At 70.6% G+C, this 19,011-nt stretch carries 11 protein-coding genes; 1 reads left to right on the top strand and 10 read right to left on the bottom strand.

From position 1 onward, the window contains the following. Nucleotides 1-65: 65 nt before the first annotated feature. Nucleotides 66-575: a hypothetical protein gene (locus ACWF62_RS14260; RefSeq protein ID WP_452630403.1), complete on the top strand. Its 510-nt coding sequence runs from the start codon at nt 66-68 to the stop codon at nt 573-575. Nucleotides 576-945: 370 nt separating this feature from the next. On the opposite strand, the gene ACWF62_RS14255 is transcribed toward ACWF62_RS14260, so the two are convergent. The 10 genes from ACWF62_RS14255 to ACWF62_RS14210 form a co-directional block, all read right to left on the bottom strand. After that, nucleotides 946-1,341 (bottom strand): hypothetical protein, encoded by a 396-nt coding sequence (locus ACWF62_RS14255; protein WP_452630401.1) that lies wholly within the window; start codon nt 1,339-1,341, stop codon nt 946-948. 71 nt (nt 1,342-1,412) lie between these two features. Beyond that, complete coding sequence (locus ACWF62_RS14250; RefSeq protein ID WP_452630400.1) at nt 1,413-2,261, bottom strand: ParA family protein; 849 nt, start codon at nt 2,259-2,261, stop codon at nt 1,413-1,415. Between the two features lie 76 nt (nt 2,262-2,337). Then, the gene (locus ACWF62_RS14245) at nt 2,338-3,501 is read right to left on the bottom strand and encodes a hypothetical protein (RefSeq protein WP_452630399.1); all 1,164 of its coding nucleotides are present in this window, start codon (nt 3,499-3,501) and stop codon (nt 2,338-2,340) included. Then, nucleotides 3,498-4,493 carry a hypothetical protein gene (locus ACWF62_RS14240; protein ID WP_452630398.1) on the bottom strand — a complete coding sequence of 332 codons (996 nt, stop codon included), beginning with the start codon at nt 4,491-4,493 and terminating at the stop codon, nt 3,498-3,500. The genes ACWF62_RS14245 and ACWF62_RS14240 overlap by 4 nt, the downstream gene beginning before the upstream one ends. A 90-nt stretch (nt 4,494-4,583) precedes the next feature. After that, nucleotides 4,584-7,244, bottom strand: a complete 2,661-nt coding sequence (locus tag ACWF62_RS14235) for a GAP1-N2 domain-containing protein (protein ID WP_452630397.1) — start codon at nt 7,242-7,244, stop codon at nt 4,584-4,586. After that, the gene (locus tag ACWF62_RS14230; RefSeq protein WP_452630396.1) at nt 7,241-9,208 is read right to left on the bottom strand and encodes a hypothetical protein; all 1,968 of its coding nucleotides are present in this window, start codon (nt 9,206-9,208) and stop codon (nt 7,241-7,243) included. The genes ACWF62_RS14235 and ACWF62_RS14230 overlap by 4 nt, the downstream gene beginning before the upstream one ends. 15 nt (nt 9,209-9,223) lie before the next feature. Next, nucleotides 9,224-11,959, bottom strand: a complete 2,736-nt coding sequence (locus ACWF62_RS14225) for a magnesium transporter (protein ID WP_452630395.1) — start codon at nt 11,957-11,959, stop codon at nt 9,224-9,226. Nucleotide 11,960: 1 nt separating this feature from the next. Then, on the bottom strand, nt 11,961-15,530 hold the full coding sequence (locus ACWF62_RS14220) for a tubulin-like doman-containing protein (protein ID WP_452630394.1): 3,570 nt from the start codon (nt 15,528-15,530) through the stop codon (nt 11,961-11,963). 50 nt (nt 15,531-15,580) lie between these two features. After that, nucleotides 15,581-18,301, bottom strand: coding sequence for a vWA domain-containing protein (locus tag ACWF62_RS14215; RefSeq protein ID WP_452630393.1), 2,721 nt, complete (start codon nt 18,299-18,301; stop codon nt 15,581-15,583). Continuing rightward, nucleotides 18,298-18,837 carry a hypothetical protein gene (locus tag ACWF62_RS14210; RefSeq protein WP_452630392.1) on the bottom strand — a complete coding sequence of 180 codons (540 nt, stop codon included), beginning with the start codon at nt 18,835-18,837 and terminating at the stop codon, nt 18,298-18,300. Before ACWF62_RS14210 ends, ACWF62_RS14215 begins: the two co-directional genes overlap by 4 nt. Nucleotides 18,838-19,011: the final 174 nt, after the last annotated feature.

The raw sequence follows: 19,011 nt of genomic DNA, 5'->3' as shown, positions 1-19,011 counted from the left end.
ACCGAATAAATGATACTTCGTTGATACTTTTTGAATACTTTCAAGATAGTTGCTACATTAGTTCCATGACCGAAGTCGAAGACACCGTTGTCGTGTTCACAGCCAAGAGCCCTGAGAGGATCCTCCGCGAAGGAGGGTCCCAGGCATGGAAGCTCGACCCCGCCCGCGCTGCAAAATGCGAATGGTTGGTCTGCGCGCAGAACACCCACAATTTCGAGGACTATGCCGACGGAAGCGAGCCCCATGGCAGCGCCTTTCTCATCGGCCGAATCTCCCGCATCAGCCCGTCCACGGACACCGCTGGGCGCTGGCTGATCGAAATCGGCGATTACGCACGCATCAGTCAGCCTGATGTATGGGCTGGCGACCGCAACCCCGTCCGCTACACCAAGTTCAACGATCTCGGCATCAGCCTTGCAGATGTCGAGTTCCAGACAATCGAGCGACGTGCCACCAACACAGCGCTGCAGCCTCCGGCGGAAGCAGCCGCTCTGACGATCGCACAGGCCAAGGCCGGACTCGCAAAAACCTATGACGTCGATCCCGATTCCATCGAGATCGTCATTCGCGGGTAGCCAGCCCTGTTCGCACACCAGATGCGTCTTGGTGGTAAGCCGCCACCCAGGGGGAACCCGGTGCGGATCGGCGTTAGTTTCGTATCACGGCCTAGCTAGATTCGGGTGGACCTGCTTCAGGGACTGCCACCCGCGGGCAGCGACCGCAAGAGATGCACCGACGATCGAGCCGCCTTCAACGGCCGGGGCGGCGTACACCGCCCCTGCCGTCATCACGACACTCGAGCCATACATCGTGTCCTGTCAGGTTGGTCTCGGCCCGGTCGAAACGTACTGATCCGACGGAACCGTGACCGGCCACAGCGACTACCGAGGAATACTGCAGACTCAACACGAACTGAACCCCGGCCGGGAGCTCCGCACCTCCGCGTTACCTGAGCACGTCCCCCTTCGTCGACCGCGCCTGCACCCGCTCGACGATCCGGTCCACCAGCCGCGACGCCGTCTTCCACCGCATCGCCGCGCCGTCGTGGTTCATGCCCTGCTCCGCGACGATGTCCTTGAGCTGGTCGACGGTGAGGGTGCTCAGCCGCGCCCGCAGTCCCGGCTCCCCTGAGGTCTCGAACACTGCGAACGGGTCAAGTAGCCCTCGCGCCCGCTTCGATCGCGCGGCGGGCTTCGCCGCGGCGCGCGGCTGCACCGGGGTGGGCGCGCCGCCCAGCGCGTCGGCAAGCGCCTTCGCGAACCGGGGCGTCCGGGCCGCCTCCGCCGCGATCACGTGCACCAGCCGGGACAATGCCTCTCCCGCAGCGGGGTTCGCAGTCACCAGCGCACCGAGCGAAGTCTCTGCGTCGGTCCCCGCGCGCCGCCGACGCAGCGCCTCCGTATCCGTTCCGTTCACGCCCATGCCAGCCGTACCTTCGTCGTCGCGATAAAGTCCTGAGCCAGCGCGCGCAGCGCTGCAAACTGCTCGTCGTTGCCATACTTCTTCCGCAGGGTGCCGAAGTCCGTGAACTCAGCAGCCGCGGCGATCTGGTTCGACTCCGGGATCACCGACGGGAACACCATCGAAACCTTCCGACTCCTCACCAGATCGTCGACGGTGTTGCGGTGCACCGCAGACGATTTGCGGTACTTGGTCACCACCACCCCGAGTTCGACGATGTTGGTGCCCCATTCATCGGCGAACTGCTGGACCCGCTCCTGAACCGGACCGATGCCGTAGGTGGACATCACGTCCGGGATCGTCGGAATGATGTACCCGTCCGCCAATCGCAGTCCGTTGAGGGTCATCGCTCCGAGGTTCGGCGGGCAGTCGATGAGGACGTAGTCGTAGTAGGAGAGCACCGGCTTGAGTGCCCGCGTCAGCACCTCGGTGGGTCCGTCCCAGATGTCGGTCACCCGATCCTGCAACGCGATCAACCGCAGCGACGACGGCAGCAGATCCACTGTGGTGACCGACGAGAGCGGCGATACCCGTCGCTCGATCAGCGTCGACACGTCCACCGGTCCGGGGCGGTCGCCGAGCGCCGCCTCGAACAGGGCCGCAATGGTCCGCCCTGCGGAGTCGAGTTCACCCCACCGCCGTTCACCGATCATCATGATCGTCAGGTTGGTCTGCGGATCCAGGTCGATCAGCAGCACCCGCTTCCCGAACTCCACCGAGAGCGTCTCGGCGAGCGCCGCGGTGGTTGTTGTCTTCCCGACACCACCTTTGAGGTTGATGGTCGCCACCACGTGGGTCACACGATTCTCCCTGCTCTACCGCTACCGACTACCACTGTCACCCTGCCAGACCCGTCGAGCTGCGAAGCCGCTGGCCTCAGTCCCAGACGCCCTGCCCGGTGAGGATCCAGCGCACCGGGTCCAGCACCCGGAACGGGGAGATCCCGGACTCGTGCAGCCTGTCGCCGACCGGGGACTCCCCCAGCGCGGACACGGCGAAGAAGCGGCTGTGCAGCTCGGCGCCGGTGTGCGGCTGCTCGACGGACAGCACCATTGTCTGAGCCTCAAGCTTCGCCAGCAGGCTGCGCACCTCCTCGTGTAGGAGCTGCCCATCCCGCTCGTTGTACGGCGCCCGGACCAGGCTGGAGTCCCGGGAGAACGCCGCCCCCCGGTTGGACATGACGGCGCTCCAGTCCCCGCCCTCCACATGCTGCAGGGCGTGCAGCGCATCAAACTTCGACAGGACAACGGCCAGTGCCGGATCCCCGTCGCCGACGATCGACAGCACCGTCCGCAGCACCGCGCGGGGGTCACCGCCGACCCGGTCCTGCGTTGGCACCAGGTCCTGGAGCTGCCACCGCACCGAGTCGACCTTCAGCGGGTCGAACAGGAACACCACCCCGTCGGCGTGCGCGAAGAACCGCATCGACGGTGCGGTGACGTTCTTCGGGTCCTCCAGGTCCTCGCCCGCAACGTCACGGATGACCAGGTACCGCCGCACCCCCTTCCACGTCCCGAGGCTGAACACCAGCGGTTCCCGCTGGTACGGGTTTCCGGTGTGCGCGGCGGGCGTGGACTCGAGGATGCCGCGTTCCCGATACAGCGGCTTCTCGTAGTGCTCGGAGTAGTTGACCTCGGTTTCGGGCGTCGCCGGTTCCACCACGAATCCGAGGCGTTCCCCGAGCAGCTGCAGCGACTTCACCAGCACCGCAATGTAAACGGTCTTGCCGGTGGCCCGGGCCCCCGCCATCGCGATGCACGTCGCCTGCGCCTCGCGCCATCCCGCGGGCAGCCGGTATCGGCAGACCGGGCACACCTCGACGGCCGGCCCGCCGACCTTCCCGTCCGCGTATCCGGCGGGCGGCGCCCAGTCGTCGTCCGCGTCGGCCGGGCGCTCGAGTTCGACGATCTTGCCGGACCGGACGGTACCGCCGTGGTACGCGGAGGCAACCTCGTCCGTCTCGGTTTCCGTCGGCTCGGCGGCTACCCACGCATACCGTGCGTCGGTGATGTCCACGAAGCAGTGTGGGCACTTGGTCATCGCGTGACACCTTCCGCATCCTGCTGCGCCACAATGTCGGATAGCAGGGATTTGACGATCCGGGACAGTTCGGTCGGCGTTGCCAACAGCATCGACGACGGGTCCCCGACTCCGAGCATCTCCGCCACCACCGTCACTCCCGGTGCCGCCTCCTCGCACGCCGGGGAGAGAACCACGACGCGAGCCTCGGTGCGGTCCGCGGGCGGCAGGTCCGTTACGCAGAACACCTGGTGCGACCCTCCCGCATCCGTGCGGTCGACGGACGCTGGCCGGAAGCCGACCCCGAGCGAGGCGACATCCAACGCCGCCTGCACCCGGTCCGCGACATCACGGAGCTCGCACGACGGGAGCGTCGTGACGGTCCGCCCGATCAGGTTCACCCGCAAGGACTCCCCGGCTCCGATGACGGTAGTGATCCCCGCGACGATCTCGACCATTGCCCGGATGCTGCCGTCGTCGATGCGGGGCAGCATCGAATAGGTGGTGTCGATGTCGAGTTCGACGGATACCTGCAGCCGGGGAGGGAGCCGATCCAGGCGCAGCGCTCCCCGCGCGGCGGACCTCGCCCGCATCGCCAACTCACCGAGCGGCACATCCGCGGCGGTCTTCCGTGCGGTGACCTCCAGTCGGTCCCCCGCAGGCCGAATCGTCGCGAGCTCGACGTGGTGCAGGCCCGACACGTCGATCGGGGTGAGTTCGGCCCGCTCGGGATCCGCCCGCAGCGCGCTGTCCTCCCCGATGACGACATGCAGGATCGTCCCCTCGGGGAAGGGCTCCCCGGTGTCACCGGGTCGTGCCGCGACCATCGTGGTGGCCTCGATCCGGGGCAGCACCATGAATCCCTCACGCGGATACACCGCCGCTGCGAGGGCGGTCCCGTCGTCGGCGAGCGCCCGCACCTGCACGGGGGATCCGACGGCATCCACCGTCACGGCGAGCGTTCGCCGCGGGAGGTCGACGCGCCCGGCACCATCCAGAACATAGCCCGGCATCAGTGCTTCCCCTTCCTACCGCGGCTCACACCGTCACCTGATTCCACCGTCGATTCACATCCGTTCACCTCACGACACCGCCGCACACCGTCACCTGCCACCGTCAATCCAGCTCCGCACCAAGGGGCGGGCGCTCGCACTCACGTAATCCGCCTCCGCGACACCCCACGCGACCAGCTCGGCGCGCACCGCCTCCATCAGCTGCCCCTCGTCGATGGGGGTGCGGCGCATGTCCTGGGACCACACCGTCCGTACCGCGGCCTCGAGAAGGGAGCTACGCGCCTCCGGTTGTCCGATTTCCATCCGGCGCAACAGGTTCGATGCGGGCGCGACGCGGGGAGTCGTCGGGGAACTCAGCACCGCATGGACCGCCGCCCAGGTGGGATCGATCGCTCCGGCCCGCACCAGGGTGGCCACCGCGACCACTGCCGCGCGCTCGTCTCCCCGCACCGCACGCACCAGGGCGTCCTCGTGCGCGGCTGGGAGCGATGACAGCCCCGGCAGCCGGTAGGCGTGACCGGCAACCATCAGCACCGCCAGCCGCACCAGAAGGTCCTGCGGCAGCCCGGATGTCCGCTCCGCAGCCCAGCTGTCGAGGACCGGCATGGCGTGGTCGCGCAGCAGCACCCACAGATCCTGCGTCCCGACGGCATCCCAGGACCAGCCGCGCACGATCGCCCAGGACACCGCCAGTAGATCGCGATCGGTCACGGCCCGGCGTCCCGCCGCAACGTGGATGCGCGCAGTGAGTTCCTCGACATCGGCGGACCAGGCCGCACCGACGATGGCCTCCTCGACATGACGCGGCGCCAGCGCATCGGGGAACTCGTCCAGCAGTTCCAGGAAATCCCGCGCGGACCATCGGTATCCGAAGACGACGGGATCGATGTCGGTGGGCGCCCACCCGCTCCCTGCCGCTTCGAACAGTGCGCGCCGCAGCGCGAGTGGCGCCACGTACGCCGCTTCGGCCAGCGCGCCGGCGGTTACGGTCTGGAATGCGCCCTCGGCGAGGAGCATTGCCGACGGGTCGGCAACGCGGCACTGGTCGGCGACCAGCTCGGCCAGCGTGTCGTCACCAATGGCTGCGAACGCCGCGGCCAGCACCGGACGAGGCAGGCGGTTCCCGAGCGGTCTGCCGGTGATAAGGGGGTGGACGGTCAGCGCGGGGAGCACATGATCGCGCCAGGCCCGCTCACCGATCGGGCCGGCGGCCGCGACGAGTTCCGCTCCCGCTGCGGGGTCGCACAGCACCGGAACCACAACGTCGGCGAGCAGGGCGGAGAGAAGCGCCGCCGCACCGGCATCCACCAGGTCGGCACGGGCCATGAAGTCGAGGGTGATGAGCGTCTCGGCCGCTCCGTCAACGATCGCACCGCGGGGCATCCAGCGTTCGCACAGCTCGGCGATCACCCGCGCCGCCCGCGACAGGACATCCTGCGACACCCAGTCCGAATCCACCCGCATCGAGCGCCCGGGACCGCTTAACCGCCAGTCCTCGTCGTCGAGGGCACGGAACAACAACACCCGGCCGGCGAGCCGCCGCGCTCCAGCCGACCATTCGTCGGCCCCATGCGCCAGCACGTCCGCCGCGGATTCGGCACTGTCACCGAGGTGGTCGTCGACGACCGCGGCGACGATGTGCGCGATCTCGGATTCGTCGTCGATCGTGTCAGGGGTCTGTTCGAGGACCACGCGAGCGGCCTCGCCCGCCGCGTCGTGCAATGTCTGGTCCTCGAGGATCGCCGTTGCCAGCGGCCACATCGGCGACAGTACGACGTCACCGAGTTCGCGCGCCACCGAATCCTGCCGTGACAGTGCATGATCCGCGGCCCTCTCGTCGACGAGCGCCGTCTGAGCGAGGACCGACCACGCGGTGACGGGGACCGCGTCGCCGCGTTCCGTCCGGTGTGGGTCACCACCGAACTCCCCGAGCTGCGGTGTCTCGCTGCTGGCCACCACCGTGTGGCGGCTGGGCACACCGTCGAGGTCGGAGATCGGGAGCGCAGTGAGATGCACTCCGCGGGCGACGGTCTCGTCGAGGTCGTGACGGCGGTCGAACGTGCACCAGCCGAAGCGTCGGGCCGCGCCGGGGGACATGAAGTGGCTGACCGCCGCGATCCACCGCGCGGCATCGTCGGGGGTGTGCGTGCCGAGCACCACGGCGGGGCCGCCCGTCATAGCCCGTGCGACCGCATCGAGCAGCACGCACAGCACACCGACCCGCCAGGTGCCCTCGTCCAGCAGGAAATCCAGGGTCGACGATCGGTCCATCGTTCCCGCCGGCTCGGGCACTCCAGCGAGGCTGGCGCTGTCGACCTCGACGGACCCGTACGGGACGAGCCACCCGGGTGATCGCCACAACTCGACGGGTCGCGACGCCGCCTCCCCCGACCGGGCCCCGCGATCCAACACGACGTGCGCGAACACGTTGCCGGGACGGCCGGCAGCATCCGGGCCCGCAGGCGCCGTGTGCCAGTAGCAGCCGCGCCCGTCCACATCGGGCACGTACATCAGCCGCCGCGGCCGTCCGTCCAGGTCGGCCCGGGTCGGGAATTCCGGTGCCGCCCCGACCGTCTCGAATCGGGTCGAGATGCCGGAGCGCATCAGATCTGCCTCGGCCGCGTCGACGGCCCCGGCGACGTCCTTGACCTGCCATCCGCCGACCCCCGGCTGCGCACCCGAGGCAGGATCGAATGAGGTGTACGTGAGCTGACCGAATCGCGGCAGATCCGCGCGATCGGGATTCATCATTGCGGCTGCTCGGTGGGCGGATCGAGGCGAATCCGTTCCATCGGCGGATCGACGACGGCGACCCGCCGCGCCACCTCGGGTTCGACGTCGACGAACACCCGCAGGTAGCCGGTCCGATTCGTCACATCGGCGATCCAGGATTCGTCAACCTGTCGGCCCAACCGTGCGGGCTGGAATCGCCGAGTCACGGTGTCCGGTGCGCCCGCGGATCCGCGAACCGCCAGCGGATCGCCGTCGCGGACGCTCAGCGGCAGCCGTTCCGGGTTGTGCACCAACACGAATGGCGGTGCGTGCTGGGTGTCGATCTCCGAGGACAGCCGCACCGCAACGGAACCGGGGGCGGCCGCAACGATGTCGTACCAGATCCGCAGCAGACCCGGGTACTGGACGGTGACCGGCGTCCCGACGATCCGCTCCCCCGCCGTGTAGGTGACCGGGACGACATGGACGGCGCATCCGGCCGGCGGCAGCGGCTGCGGGAAGTACAGTCCGCCGTCCCGCTCGTACTCGGACCGGGAGATGTCGAGATCGGGTCGCCGGGACAGGACGTCACCCGCGTCGATCAGTGGTGCGCTGAGATGAACCGAGACCGACACGGCGCCGGAAGGCCAGGGGAACGTGAGCACCTGCTCGAAGCCGCGCTCGTGGATCCGCACGTCGCTCAGCGCGGGCAGCGGCCGGGTCGCGGTCACCGTCGAGCCGACCTGGACCCGCCCGTCGAGCACGGTCACCGGGGTGAAGTAGGCCCGCACCCAGTCCCGGGGCCAGGACACGTCGGCCATCCGGTTGGCCCCGTTGTCCCCCGCGACGATGGGATGGACCAGCCGAGCCGACGCGGGCAGCCCGCCGGACACCTCCAGCGCGCTGTCCTCCAGGGCGGTGCGGGACAGGCCCGGCCGCGGCGGCGTCGCCGTCCGGTACATCACCACCCGCCCCACCGGCGGCGGGGTCCAGGTCAGGCCGAAACGGGTGTCGCCGGACGGCCCGTCCGCGACGGCGACGGTCAGGTCGGTCACCGGCGCCAGCACCGCGGAGACCGCGACCTCCACCTCGGCCGGCGGCGACAGTTGGGTCCGGCCGTCCACCTCGATCTCGCAGATCGCGCGGTACAGGTACCGCATGCCGCGGCGGGCGTCGGGATCCACGAAGCCACCGAGATTCGGGGTGTCGACGAGGATCCGGTGGCGCGGGTCGTTGTCGATCTGAACGGAACCGTCGAGCGGGATGCGCAGGACGCGCACCCTGTCGACGCCCGGCCACGCCGACCACTGTCCGATCACGGTGCCCTCGTCCTCGACGACGAGGAAGTCGGCGACCGAGGTGAGGATCTGCCCCTCCGCGACCAGGATCGGCTGCCTGCGGGCCGCGTCCCGATTGTGGCTGCCGACGTGGCACCACACCTGCACGTAGCGGACCGCCGATGCCGGGGGTGCCGTGTCCACCACGTGCGTCCCCTGGGTCACCCCGACGAGCTGCCCGGCCTCGGGCTTGTACGCCCGCATCCCCTCACCGGTGACGACGCGGTACAGGGCGATCTCGCCAGGCTGGACGTCGACGCGATCCCAGCTGAGGCGGTGCCCGCCACCCGGCTCGCGGGCGACGACCACCCGGGTGACCGGGTGATCCGACTGCTCGTGCGCATACTCGCAGAAGTCGGCGGTGCCCAGATCGATCAGCGCGTCATCGCGGCGGGCGGCCGGTGCGTCGCCCCGCGACGACGGTCCCGGCCAGCGTCCGCCTGCGGCGGCGGCTGGCTCGGCTGCCGCCGTCAGCGCCTCCGCGAGGGCGGGGGCGGCGTCCTTCGCGCTCCGCGGCAGCATCTGCTCGACCTCGGCGACCGTCTGCCGCTTCGACCGCACGATCTGCTGCAGTTGAGCGTCCTTGAGTACCCCGCCGGGCAGGGTGCCGGCCTCGACCAGGCGCTGACGCACCCCGACCAGAATCTCAAACGCAGTATCGGACATGGGTCCCCTCACTCTTTAGAACTCGATGCCGTCCACCACCGGCGCGCGGTGGACGACGGGGGCGGTGAGCACGTCGCCGGTCCGCTGCGCGGGACGAATGTCGAACGCCGGGGCAACGGGAACAACGGGTTCGGGTCCGCGGTCCGCCTCTCCCGAGATGAGGTCCTCATCCGAGATGCCCTCGCCGAACTGGGTGGTCACCGCGACCATGCCGAGACCGACACGCGCGACGGTCGATCGGTCACCGACGACGGCGGTGAGCCCCTTCGTGGTCGCCACATCGGTGAAGACCCCTCGATCGAAGAACCCCTTGTCCACCGAGGTGCCGACCCCGGCGAGGAACTCGTCGAGGCTGATCCGCACCCCGCGCGTGTGATCGTCCGCGTCGACCGCATCGAGCACCTGACGCACCCGCTGGTCGTTCACCAGGTCCAGTCCGTCCTGCGCGCGACGCCACAGGACGTCCGCATCGGTCGCCGTGATCTCACCGCGACCGAGCCGGACCGACCACTCGTCCAACGCCGATCCCGAACCCGCACCGGCCTTCGACGCGAGCAGTTCCGGATTCCGGCGGACGTCCTGCGCCGCCGCGCCGAGCCGGTCTCCCGCCGCCCCGCACAGGTCGTCCCACGGCTCGGTGAGCCAGCCCACCGTCAGGAGGTCGTGCCGGAGTTGCTCGGCGAGCCGGGTCACCTGCCCGGCGTCGGGGCGGGCGGCGCCGAGCACCGTGCCACGCGGCAGGCCCCACTCGATCCACCGCCGGGTCGGTGCCGCCTCGTCGCTGTCCCCGAGCGGCTTCCCGAGGAACGCTCCCAGCGCCCGGCTCCACGACAGGTACTGGCGGTACGCCATCGACAGACGCTGCACATCCCGCAGTGCGACACGCAGATTCGCGCGATCCGCGTCGAGTGCCCGCGTCGCTGCCTCACGTTCCGCCACCAACCGCGCCACGCCATGCCGCTCGATCATGAACTCGCGGGCGAGGAACCCGGACCACGCCAGCACGCCCGCGGCGATGACCGACCCGCCGATCCACCACGAGGTCACGTCCAGCCACGACAGCACTCCGGCGGTGACCGCTACCGCGAGGAGCACCAGGAACGACAGCTGCGCCAGGCGCACCAGCCGGCGATGCCGCGCGGCGGTGATCTCGTCGACGTCGGTGCGGGTCACCGCCGCCTCGATCCGCTCGGCGAGAACCCGTACCTCGGCACGGGTGTCGGTCAACCCGCGCACGAGGATCCCACCGAACCCGGCCGCGTAGCTGCCCCGCATCCGGTCCCACCAGCCGGCGAGCGCGGTGCCGGCGCGCCGGGCCTCCACGCCGAGCGCCGGGTCCTGCTCGAGGTCCCGCAACTGCAGCCGCACGTCGTCGAGCGCGAGCAGGTCCACCGGGTCGATCGCCTGGACGTTCAGCGTCGCCGAGACGATCCCGGCCAGGTCCGTGAAGGTGTCGCCCGGCCCGGGCGCGACATCCGAGGCCGACCGCACGATCGCCCGGTGCGCACCCACCTGAGCGGGCGGCAGATCCGCGGACCGCTCACTCGCATCCGCGAGCGTCAATCCACCTCGCACGTAGTCCCGCCACACCGCCGACAGGTCGGCGGCACCCGCCTGGCTGTCCGGTCGCTGCCCGGATGCTGCCGTGTCGAGGGTGTCCGCGATCGTGCGGGTCGCGGCCTCGTAGTCGCCCCAGCCCACCCGGCTGCCGTCCGCGCCGACACCGTTGACGACGATCTTGTACGCCCCCGGCACCGCGCCGAGCAGCGCCCGGTCGGCGACGGTCGCCGTGGAGGCCGCGACCGAGTGCGCCGCCCGCGCGAACAGCTCCGTCGGGGCGTTCCGCAGCACGGCCCACAGGAAGGAGAAGAACATCGTCAGGGCGGCCCCGAACCCGAGCGGCTGCTGCTCCGGTGCGGCCGGGGCAGCCACCCTCGGTCCCCGGAACAGGTGCCGGTGTCGACCCCACACCGCCTGCGCCATCGTGTGCGCGGCGGAGGCCGCGTCCTCCACGTAGACCACGGACGTTCCCGCGTCGCGGGGCAGCGGCAGCTGCCCACCGAAATCGAGCACCTCGCGTCGCAGCCGATGCTCGACGTCGGCGGTGTCGAGCCGACGGTAGAAGGTGCGCACCACCCGCAGGGCGTTGCCCGGCAGCACCGGGTCACCGTCGAACGGCGCGTGCGCGACATCCGCCCACAGCCCGGCCACCCCGGCGACCACCGGGGCCGCGTGCCGCCCGACCGCGGTCGAGTCGTCGGTCGCCCGGAGCGACAGGTGTCCCATGCCCGGACCCCGCGACTCTTCGGGTGCGATCAGCAGATTGTGCCATCCGGCCCGCGTCATGACGGCGGACCCCGAACGGCGGTCACCGGGACGCAGGAGCAGCAGCCGAAGCCGAACGACGTCCGCGCCACCGGAATTCGAGGAGACGAGTTCGGCGACGGCACGCTCGGTCTCGGCCGTGACCGGCGTTGTGCCCTCCGCGCACGGCACCAGCACGCAGACCCGGACCCGGTCGACGCGGCGCGCGGCGAGCAGGTCCTGCAGCTGCACCGCCCGGGTGACACCACCGTCGATCTCGTAGGCACTCACGCGCGCCGCGTGGGCGGACACACCGCTGTCGTCCACCCAGACGAACGCCGACACCAGACCGGCCGCCGATAAGTCGGTCAGGACCTCCCGCACACCCCGCACCGGGCCGCCCGGGCCGAGCACCACCGTGAGCACGGTGCCATCCGTGACGCCCATGTCAGAACGCACCGCCGTCCGGGACCACGTACACCGGCGCCTGCGGTGCCGGGCCGGTGGCGCCGGTCACGGTCGCCTGCTGCGGGTTCTCGGCGAGCGGCGTGCACTGCTCGATCAACCGGATCAGCTCGCCCGTCGCCCAGTACACGTCCGGGGCGACGTCGCGGAACATGGGCGTCCGCGACGCCTGCTCGCGCACCGTCACCGACGAGAAGACACCGCCGCCGGGCGCGCCGTCGTGGCCCGGGGCCATGTAGTGCTCCCCGGTGATGTCTCGGGGCTTGCTCAGCCACTCGATCGCGCCCTTGGCGCGGGCGTCGATCGAGGCGTCCGGGCCGGTCCCGGACACCTGCGAGTTCCATCCCGTGCCGGTGTCACCGGTGCGCAGCCACTCGGTCACCAGCGCCTTCGCCGACAGCGGCTGGATTCCGCTGGCCGGCTTCTCCGCCGTGTCGTCGTAGATTCCCCGCAGCACGCGGTAGGGCAGCATCGAACTCATCACCGGCGGCTCGTGCGACCGGGACATCGCCAGCAGCACCGACTCCAGCACCGCGGGCAGCCAGTCGTTCGGCCCGACGAACGCGGCCGGCGGCGTCAGCATCGGATGCGGGAAGTCCACCCAGCCGGCCGTCCGGGAATCCCACACCCGCACCGGCTCGTCGTACGGTTCGGCGGGCAGACGCAGGCGACCCACGACCAGGCCGAGGAACCAGCCCGCGGTCAGCGCCCGGCGTTCGTCGTCGTGCATCGGCAGCGACGCGGCAAGCGGCCGGGACCGGCGCCACTGCCAGAACGAGTTCTGCTGTGTCGGAGTCGAATCCGACCACTGCTTGGCGGCCGGGGTCAGCACCGAGTCGTACGCCAGCGGCGAGTAGTTCGGGTACGAGCCGAAGATGTCGACGCGGGTGAGCTTGTCCTCGTCCGACAGCAACCGCACGAACTCCGCCTCGGTGTCCCGGTCGATCATCGGGTTCTTCTGCAGCACCATCGCCAGGTCCTCGGAGACCGGCAGGTTCAGGAACGGCACAGCGCTGAACTTGTACCGGTACTCGACCTGCTGCCCCGGATGCAGCGCCTCGAGCGCGGGTCGGCTGACGCTCGCGAGCGGACGCGCGAGGGAGAGCGCCTCGGTGAACCTGGCGCGCAGGCGTTCCCGCCGCTCCTCCCGCGCGTACTCGGGAACCGTCTCGTCCTCGATGTACTCCCGCAACGACACCCGGCAGAACCGGTCGAAGGATTCCCCGGTGCGCGCGACATACTTGCGTGCCCGGCCCAGCAGGTCACTCGGCGCCACGTGCACGTCGTACCGTGCGGCCGACGGGATCAGCGCCTCCCCGGTGCCGGGGTCGGCCGGGAACGCCCGTGACCGCCACGCCGCCGTTCGCTCCACGACCGGCCGCGAGGCACCCGGCGCCGTGCTGCCGTCGATGGTGCTCCACAATCCGGTGACGACCGCGGCGACCGCCTGCTTCACCGCGTCACCGAACGGCACGGTGCCGAGGCCACCGCCGCTGACCGCGACGGGAAGGTCGCTGCGGTACTGGGCGATGAAGTCGCCGGAGGGGGTCAGCATCACCTCGTTGTTGGCCTCGGCGAACCGGTTCGGCACCCGGTCGGCCGCATCGGCGGGCCACGCCCCGTACTGGTCGGTCGCCAGCCGGGCCAGCCCGACGTCGCTGGCCGGCTTACTGCGGGCGCGCCGCAGCCCGGTCTGCTGGTCGTCGAGCGCGTCGCGCAGCGGGTGCAGCAGTTCGGGCACCAGGGCGACCGCCACCTCGGCGGCCTTGCCGGACAGCGAGGCGAACAGTTGACGGTGGACACCGCCACGCGCGTCCGTGAGCACCTGATCGATGAACACCGCGTCGCTGGTGATGAACCCCTGGCCGGGGAGCGCCTGCTGTGTCTCGTCGGACAGCGCGACGATGTCCGACGGCGCCTGCTGCACGGCAAGGTCCTCGGCGGTGGGGCGCACCACGTCGTTCAGGTACGCCGCGAGCCGCTTCACCAGTGCGGTCGCGTAGGGCAACCCGAGTTGGGCGAGCGCCTTCGCGACGGTGGCCTCGATCCGCTCCCCGACACCACGGTGCCATTGATAGGCGTGCGCGACGGCGTGCTGCTCCGCCGACGTCCGCAATACCTGCCGCCGCTGATCGAGAGCCCGCCGGACCTCCGGCACCCACTGGTTCGCGTTGACACCGGACCCGGACGGGAGGTAGCCGCGCAGCTCGTTCTCGACGATCTGACCGGCCATCCGGGTGGCGTCACCCTGCGGCAGCACCTGCTGGGTCAGCCACTGACCGACACCGGCCTGCGCGGACCGCGGATCCGCGTGCACCACAGGCAGTCCCATCTCGCCGAGCAGGGTGTTCCACTGGCTGTCGAGGATGCCCGCGATCTGGTCGTCGTCGGACACCGGGCTACCCGGGTCGCGGTGGCCGTCGAGCAGCCGGTCGACGGCGCTGCGCGCGAGCCGCTGGGCCGCGTACTCGGCGTACCGGTCCCGTCCCATGCTCAGGCTCGAGAAGCCGAAGGTGCCCCAGGGCAGGTTGTCCCACTGCCCACCCCAGCCGATGTTCTCCCGCTGACCGGGCAGGCCGGCCCCGTTGGTGAGGTCGTACTGGACGAACTGCCGGGTGGCGGTGCCACTCATCATCAGACCCGCGAGCCCGCGGGCGAGTCCCCGGTAGACGGCCGTCGTCGAGCCGTCCCCGAACGGGGCGCCCTCGACGCCGACCCGCCGGCCGACGGGGAACACCCGGGCGAAGGGCACGTTCTCCCCTGCCCCGTGCTGCTGCCCGAGCGCGCGCAGGATCTCGACGTCGTGCTCGCGCGCCGAGCCGAGCTGGCTGGCGACGATCTCGCCGAGCATCGCCAGCGCGTTGGCCCGCACACCGGTCGTCGCGCTCCGGCCCAGCCCATCGAAAATGTCCGGGGCGACCATGAACACGCCCATCAGCCGCGGATCGAGGCCCGGGATCAGGGTCAGCAGCCGGCATACGTCGAGCGCCATGGACGCGCCGGCGCCGCCGGCCATCGACGAAACGACAAGGACGATGGGCGACTCACCCGGCTCGAATGATCCGCCGCCCGGGATGTTCAGGGCGGACATCTCGGTGGCCGTCTCGACCGTCGACAGCTGCTCCCAGGCACGCTGCAGGATCTCCCGGATCCCACCCGCCTTGCTCAGGGTGATCATCCGGCCCAGCGCCCGATACTGGCCCGCCCCCGAGCCGATGGGGACGGTCACGTCGGACGGGGTCCGAGGAGCCCAGGTGGCGATGGCGTCGAGCCGGTTCCGCGCAATGAGCTGGTTGGTCAGCGCATTGTCGAGCACGGCGTACGAATCCCCTTGCGGCCCACTGCCGAAGTAGTACCCGCCCTGGTCACGCACATTGTCGAGCCCGTCCGGTCCCGACTCCGGGGCCGTCGGCACGTCGATGCTGACGAACTGCCAGCCGCTCGGGATCCGGTCAACGCCGACCGCGGCCAGGTCCGAGCGCAGCTGGTCCATCATGTACGAGAGCGTGACCGCGCCCGATCCACCGCATCCAACTACGAGAAACCGCCTCATTACGGTCCTTCCACATCGAGAGAGCTTGAAAGCTGAGAGCCGAGTCGCGATTACGGGGTCGGCGGCCGGAACGGGTCGAACGGCAGGGCCTCCGGCGCGGCCGGGGCGACACCAGCCGGCGCGGCCGGCGCCGCGGGGCCGCTCGGCGCCGGGCTGCTCGGCGCCGGACCGAACGGGTCGTACGCGGTCGCGGGCGCCGTGGGTGCCGCGGGCGTCGTCGAACCCGATGCGGGCCCGCGGTCCGCACGGTCTCGGATGCCCCGGACCACCCCGGGCAGCCGGTCCCGCAGGCCCGTGACGAGACGGTCGCGGGCCTCCGGCCCGGTGTCGCCACCGGCCAGGACCACCACCGTGGCCAGGTCGGCGGGCCCCATCGGGTCGTGTGCCACGATCCAGGTGTTGCGCACCGCCAGCGGCAAAGTCGCGCGGCCGTTCCGATCGGGCACCCCGGACGTGCTCGATGCGCAGACGCGTCCGGCCACGGTCGCGGTCACCGCACCGGAGCCGAAGGGCGACAGTCCGGTTCGGGTCTGCAGGTCCACACCCGCAAGGCTGATGCCCCGGGTGGGCTTGCCCAGCCCGGGGGCGATGGTCCAGCCGTGCTCGCTGACGAACACCGACTCGCCATCGCGCAGCACCTCGCCGTCCCGGATGGTCACGTCGAACCGCTGGGCCTTGAGGGTTTCCTGCGAGATGCGCGCGTTGCGCCATTTGAGCAGCCACAGCAGTCCCAGCGGGATCAGGACACTAGCCACCAGGGCCAGCACGAAGATCAGACCGAACCGTCCCGCATCGATCGGCTTCCTCAGTTCGGCGGTGAACGGCACGTCGACCGGCATCGCGCGGTCGGGTTCCCCCTCCGGGGCGACCATCACCTGGACCGACCCGTTGACCGGTCCGTTGCCCGCGGCATCGACGGCGAGTTCGACGGGCAGGGCGGCACGTTCGCCATCCGCCACCTGCCGGCAGTCCGCCGCGGATGCGGCCGACCCGGTCAGCCGAGGCGCGCCGGTCCCGTCGGGTGCGGAGTCGATGCGCGCGGGGGTACCCGGCTCGAGCCAGACACACCCCTTGCCCTCGACGAGCAGCTCCCCCGCGAAGGGGCCCGCACCCTCGACGGTGCCGAAGTCGATCCGTGGCGCGACGGTCGGGTACCCGTTCGGCGGCGCGACCGTCAGCGGGATGTCCACCGACTGCGGCGCCAGCGTCGTCCCCGGCGCGATGACGGTGCCCTCGGGGGACCGCGCGGCGGCGGTGGTCACGTCGAGTGTCAGGCGCAGCGTCGCCGGTCCGGGCGGGACGTCGGTGAGATCCAGCTTCCGGGATTCACCGATGCGATCCTTGGGGACGCCGTCGGCGAGCTGACGGGTGACGCCGGCGCTGTCGGTCAACGAGGCCGACAGCGACGCGGTGCCCTGCAGCGTGGTCGGGTCGATCTCGCTCCGGTCGGCGTCCACGACGCCGAAGTGCAGGTCGGATTCCGTGTCCCCGCTGCGCACGACAGCACCGCTCGAGCCGAGCCACGCCGGGAACAGGCCACCGGTGATGTGGACGTTTGACTTCGACCGCGCGTCCGGCCTCGACCCGTCCGGGTCAACAAAGGCAACTGCCCACATGCCCTGCCACCGAACCGAATCCGCGGAACGCATAGAGACCGACACCGACCGCGGGGACAACCACTCGTAGGTCACGTCGGCTCCCCCGACGCGGGCCTGGACCGGTCCGGCCGCCCCATCCCGAGGGAGGGCGAGGGCGTCGCCGTTCGGTGACACCAAGGTCGGGACGAGCCCTTCCCGATCGGCGAAGCCGAGGACGGTCACCGATGCGATCGAGTTGTCCAGCACGAAGCGGTGCTGCGCGTCGTCGCAGATCTCCCGCGCACACACGCCCCGGTCCTGCACGAGGGGCGCCTGACCAGGGGTGCTGAGCGCGTCGAAGGCGAAGAGCAGGTCGTCGATGTTCTGCGCGACGTAGAAGTCGCCGGGTCGCGGCGTCGTCACGGCGCCACACGCACCTGCCTCCGGGTCGTCGCCGGTCGCGATGGCCCGCATCAGGCCGAAGTCCGAGGGGTGCGCGGTGCCCGCGGCCAGCCCAACCCCGAAGGTCGTGACCCCCGAGGATCGCAGCTGGTCGGCGACACCGCCGGGGCGGCAGAGGGATTCGGCCGCCTTCTCGATGACCTGCCCGACTCCCGCATCGGTTGCGAGGGACACACCGGGCGCATAGGGCTTCTCGGCGTCGCGCGGCGTGTAGTCGAGTTTGCCGTCGGAGAACCAGGCCACCGCCTGACAGCGGCTGCCGCCGTCCGCCGCGCGGCCCCGTTCGGCCAGGGTGCTGCGGGCACCGTCGAGGGCATTGCGGTAGTCGGTGTCGATCCCGGTGGCTCGATCGGTGAAGGCGTCGACCGACCCCTGCACGGTGGCGAGGGTCGCGTCCGTGAGGTCCGTCCATCCCGCGTGGAGTGTGAAGTCTTCGGAGAAGCCGGCGACCGCAACGTTGAGGCTCACACCCGCGGAATCGACGAACGACGCCAATCGGTCCACCAGGTAGCCGGCGGCCGAAACACGTGCCGCGTCCGGATCGGACGCCTGGAGGCTCGCGGATTCGTCGATGACGAGCAGGACGTCGCCCTCCTGCCGCGCGGCGAGGCAGGCACCGAAGTCGCCGACCGCCGACGGTGCGGGCTGGGCGGCGGCGAACGGGGTGATCAGCGCGAACGACCCGAGCAGCGCGGCGAGTACGCCGACCGCGGCCCCCGACCGCGCCCTCACAGCCGACCCGCCCAGTCCGCGATCGACCAGGCGCCCAGGACGATGCCGACGAGTGCGACGGCCGCGACGATCCCGTAGCACCATTTCGCGGCAGCCTTCTCGGTGTACGACGGGAGCGCCCGCTGCGCGGTGTCGCGGGTCGTGAATCCGCCGAGCAGAAGCACAGCGGCGGGCCCGGCAAGCAGCCAGCCGAGGAACGCGACAATCGTCGGCCCACCGGCGATGACCGCCCCGACGCCGGTCCCGGCACCGACGACCGCGGCCACGCCGGCGGCGACCAGCCACTTCACCGGCGGCTCGCCTGACAGCGCGGACGCGGTCAGCCGCGCCGCCTGTGCACCGAACACGTCCAGTGTCCCCCCGGACGCGAATCCGCCGAAGGCGCTTCCCGCGTCACCGGGGGCCGTCGACGACTCCCCCGAGAACGGGTCGAAGGCCGCTGCCGTGTTGGACGTGCCAGCCGACCACGACGTGTCGGAGTCGGGCCGGGACCCCGCATAGTCACTGAAGTCGAACGGATCGCGCACTGTTGACAACTACTGCTTCTCGCTTCTTTCTGGATTGGACCGCACCGACGTGGCAAACGTCGACACCGGACCGGAACGTGATGCTCCGGGCGTTCCGGCGGGAATCGACCGCGTATCAGGTCGAGACGTTATACGTGCCATTCCCACCCTCGACGGCGCGGGCGGACAAATCGGCCGCCGCTC

It is taken from the genome of Rhodococcus sp. NPDC054953, from assembly GCF_053609225.1.
This window is presented reverse-complemented; position numbering and strand designations above follow the sequence as displayed.

What these genes read in the sequence shown, in the direction of transcription:
- ACWF62_RS14260 (WP_452630403.1), top strand. Translation starts at nt 66, where the DNA reads ATGACCGAAGTCGAAGACACCGTTGTCGTGTTCACAGCCAAGAGCCCT.
- ACWF62_RS14245 (WP_452630399.1), bottom strand. Translation starts at nt 3,501, where the DNA reads ATGACCAAGTGCCCACACTGCTTCGTGGACATCACCGACGCACGGTAT.
- ACWF62_RS14240 (WP_452630398.1), bottom strand. Translation starts at nt 4,493, where the DNA reads ATGCCGGGCTATGTTCTGGATGGTGCCGGGCGCGTCGACCTCCCGCGG.
- ACWF62_RS14235 (WP_452630397.1), bottom strand. Translation starts at nt 7,244, where the DNA reads ATGATGAATCCCGATCGCGCGGATCTGCCGCGATTCGGTCAGCTCACG.
- ACWF62_RS14230 (WP_452630396.1), bottom strand. Translation starts at nt 9,208, where the DNA reads ATGTCCGATACTGCGTTTGAGATTCTGGTCGGGGTGCGTCAGCGCCTG.
- ACWF62_RS14225 (WP_452630395.1), bottom strand. Translation starts at nt 11,959, where the DNA reads ATGGGCGTCACGGATGGCACCGTGCTCACGGTGGTGCTCGGCCCGGGC.
- ACWF62_RS14220 (WP_452630394.1), bottom strand. Translation starts at nt 15,530, where the DNA reads ATGAGGCGGTTTCTCGTAGTTGGATGCGGTGGATCGGGCGCGGTCACG.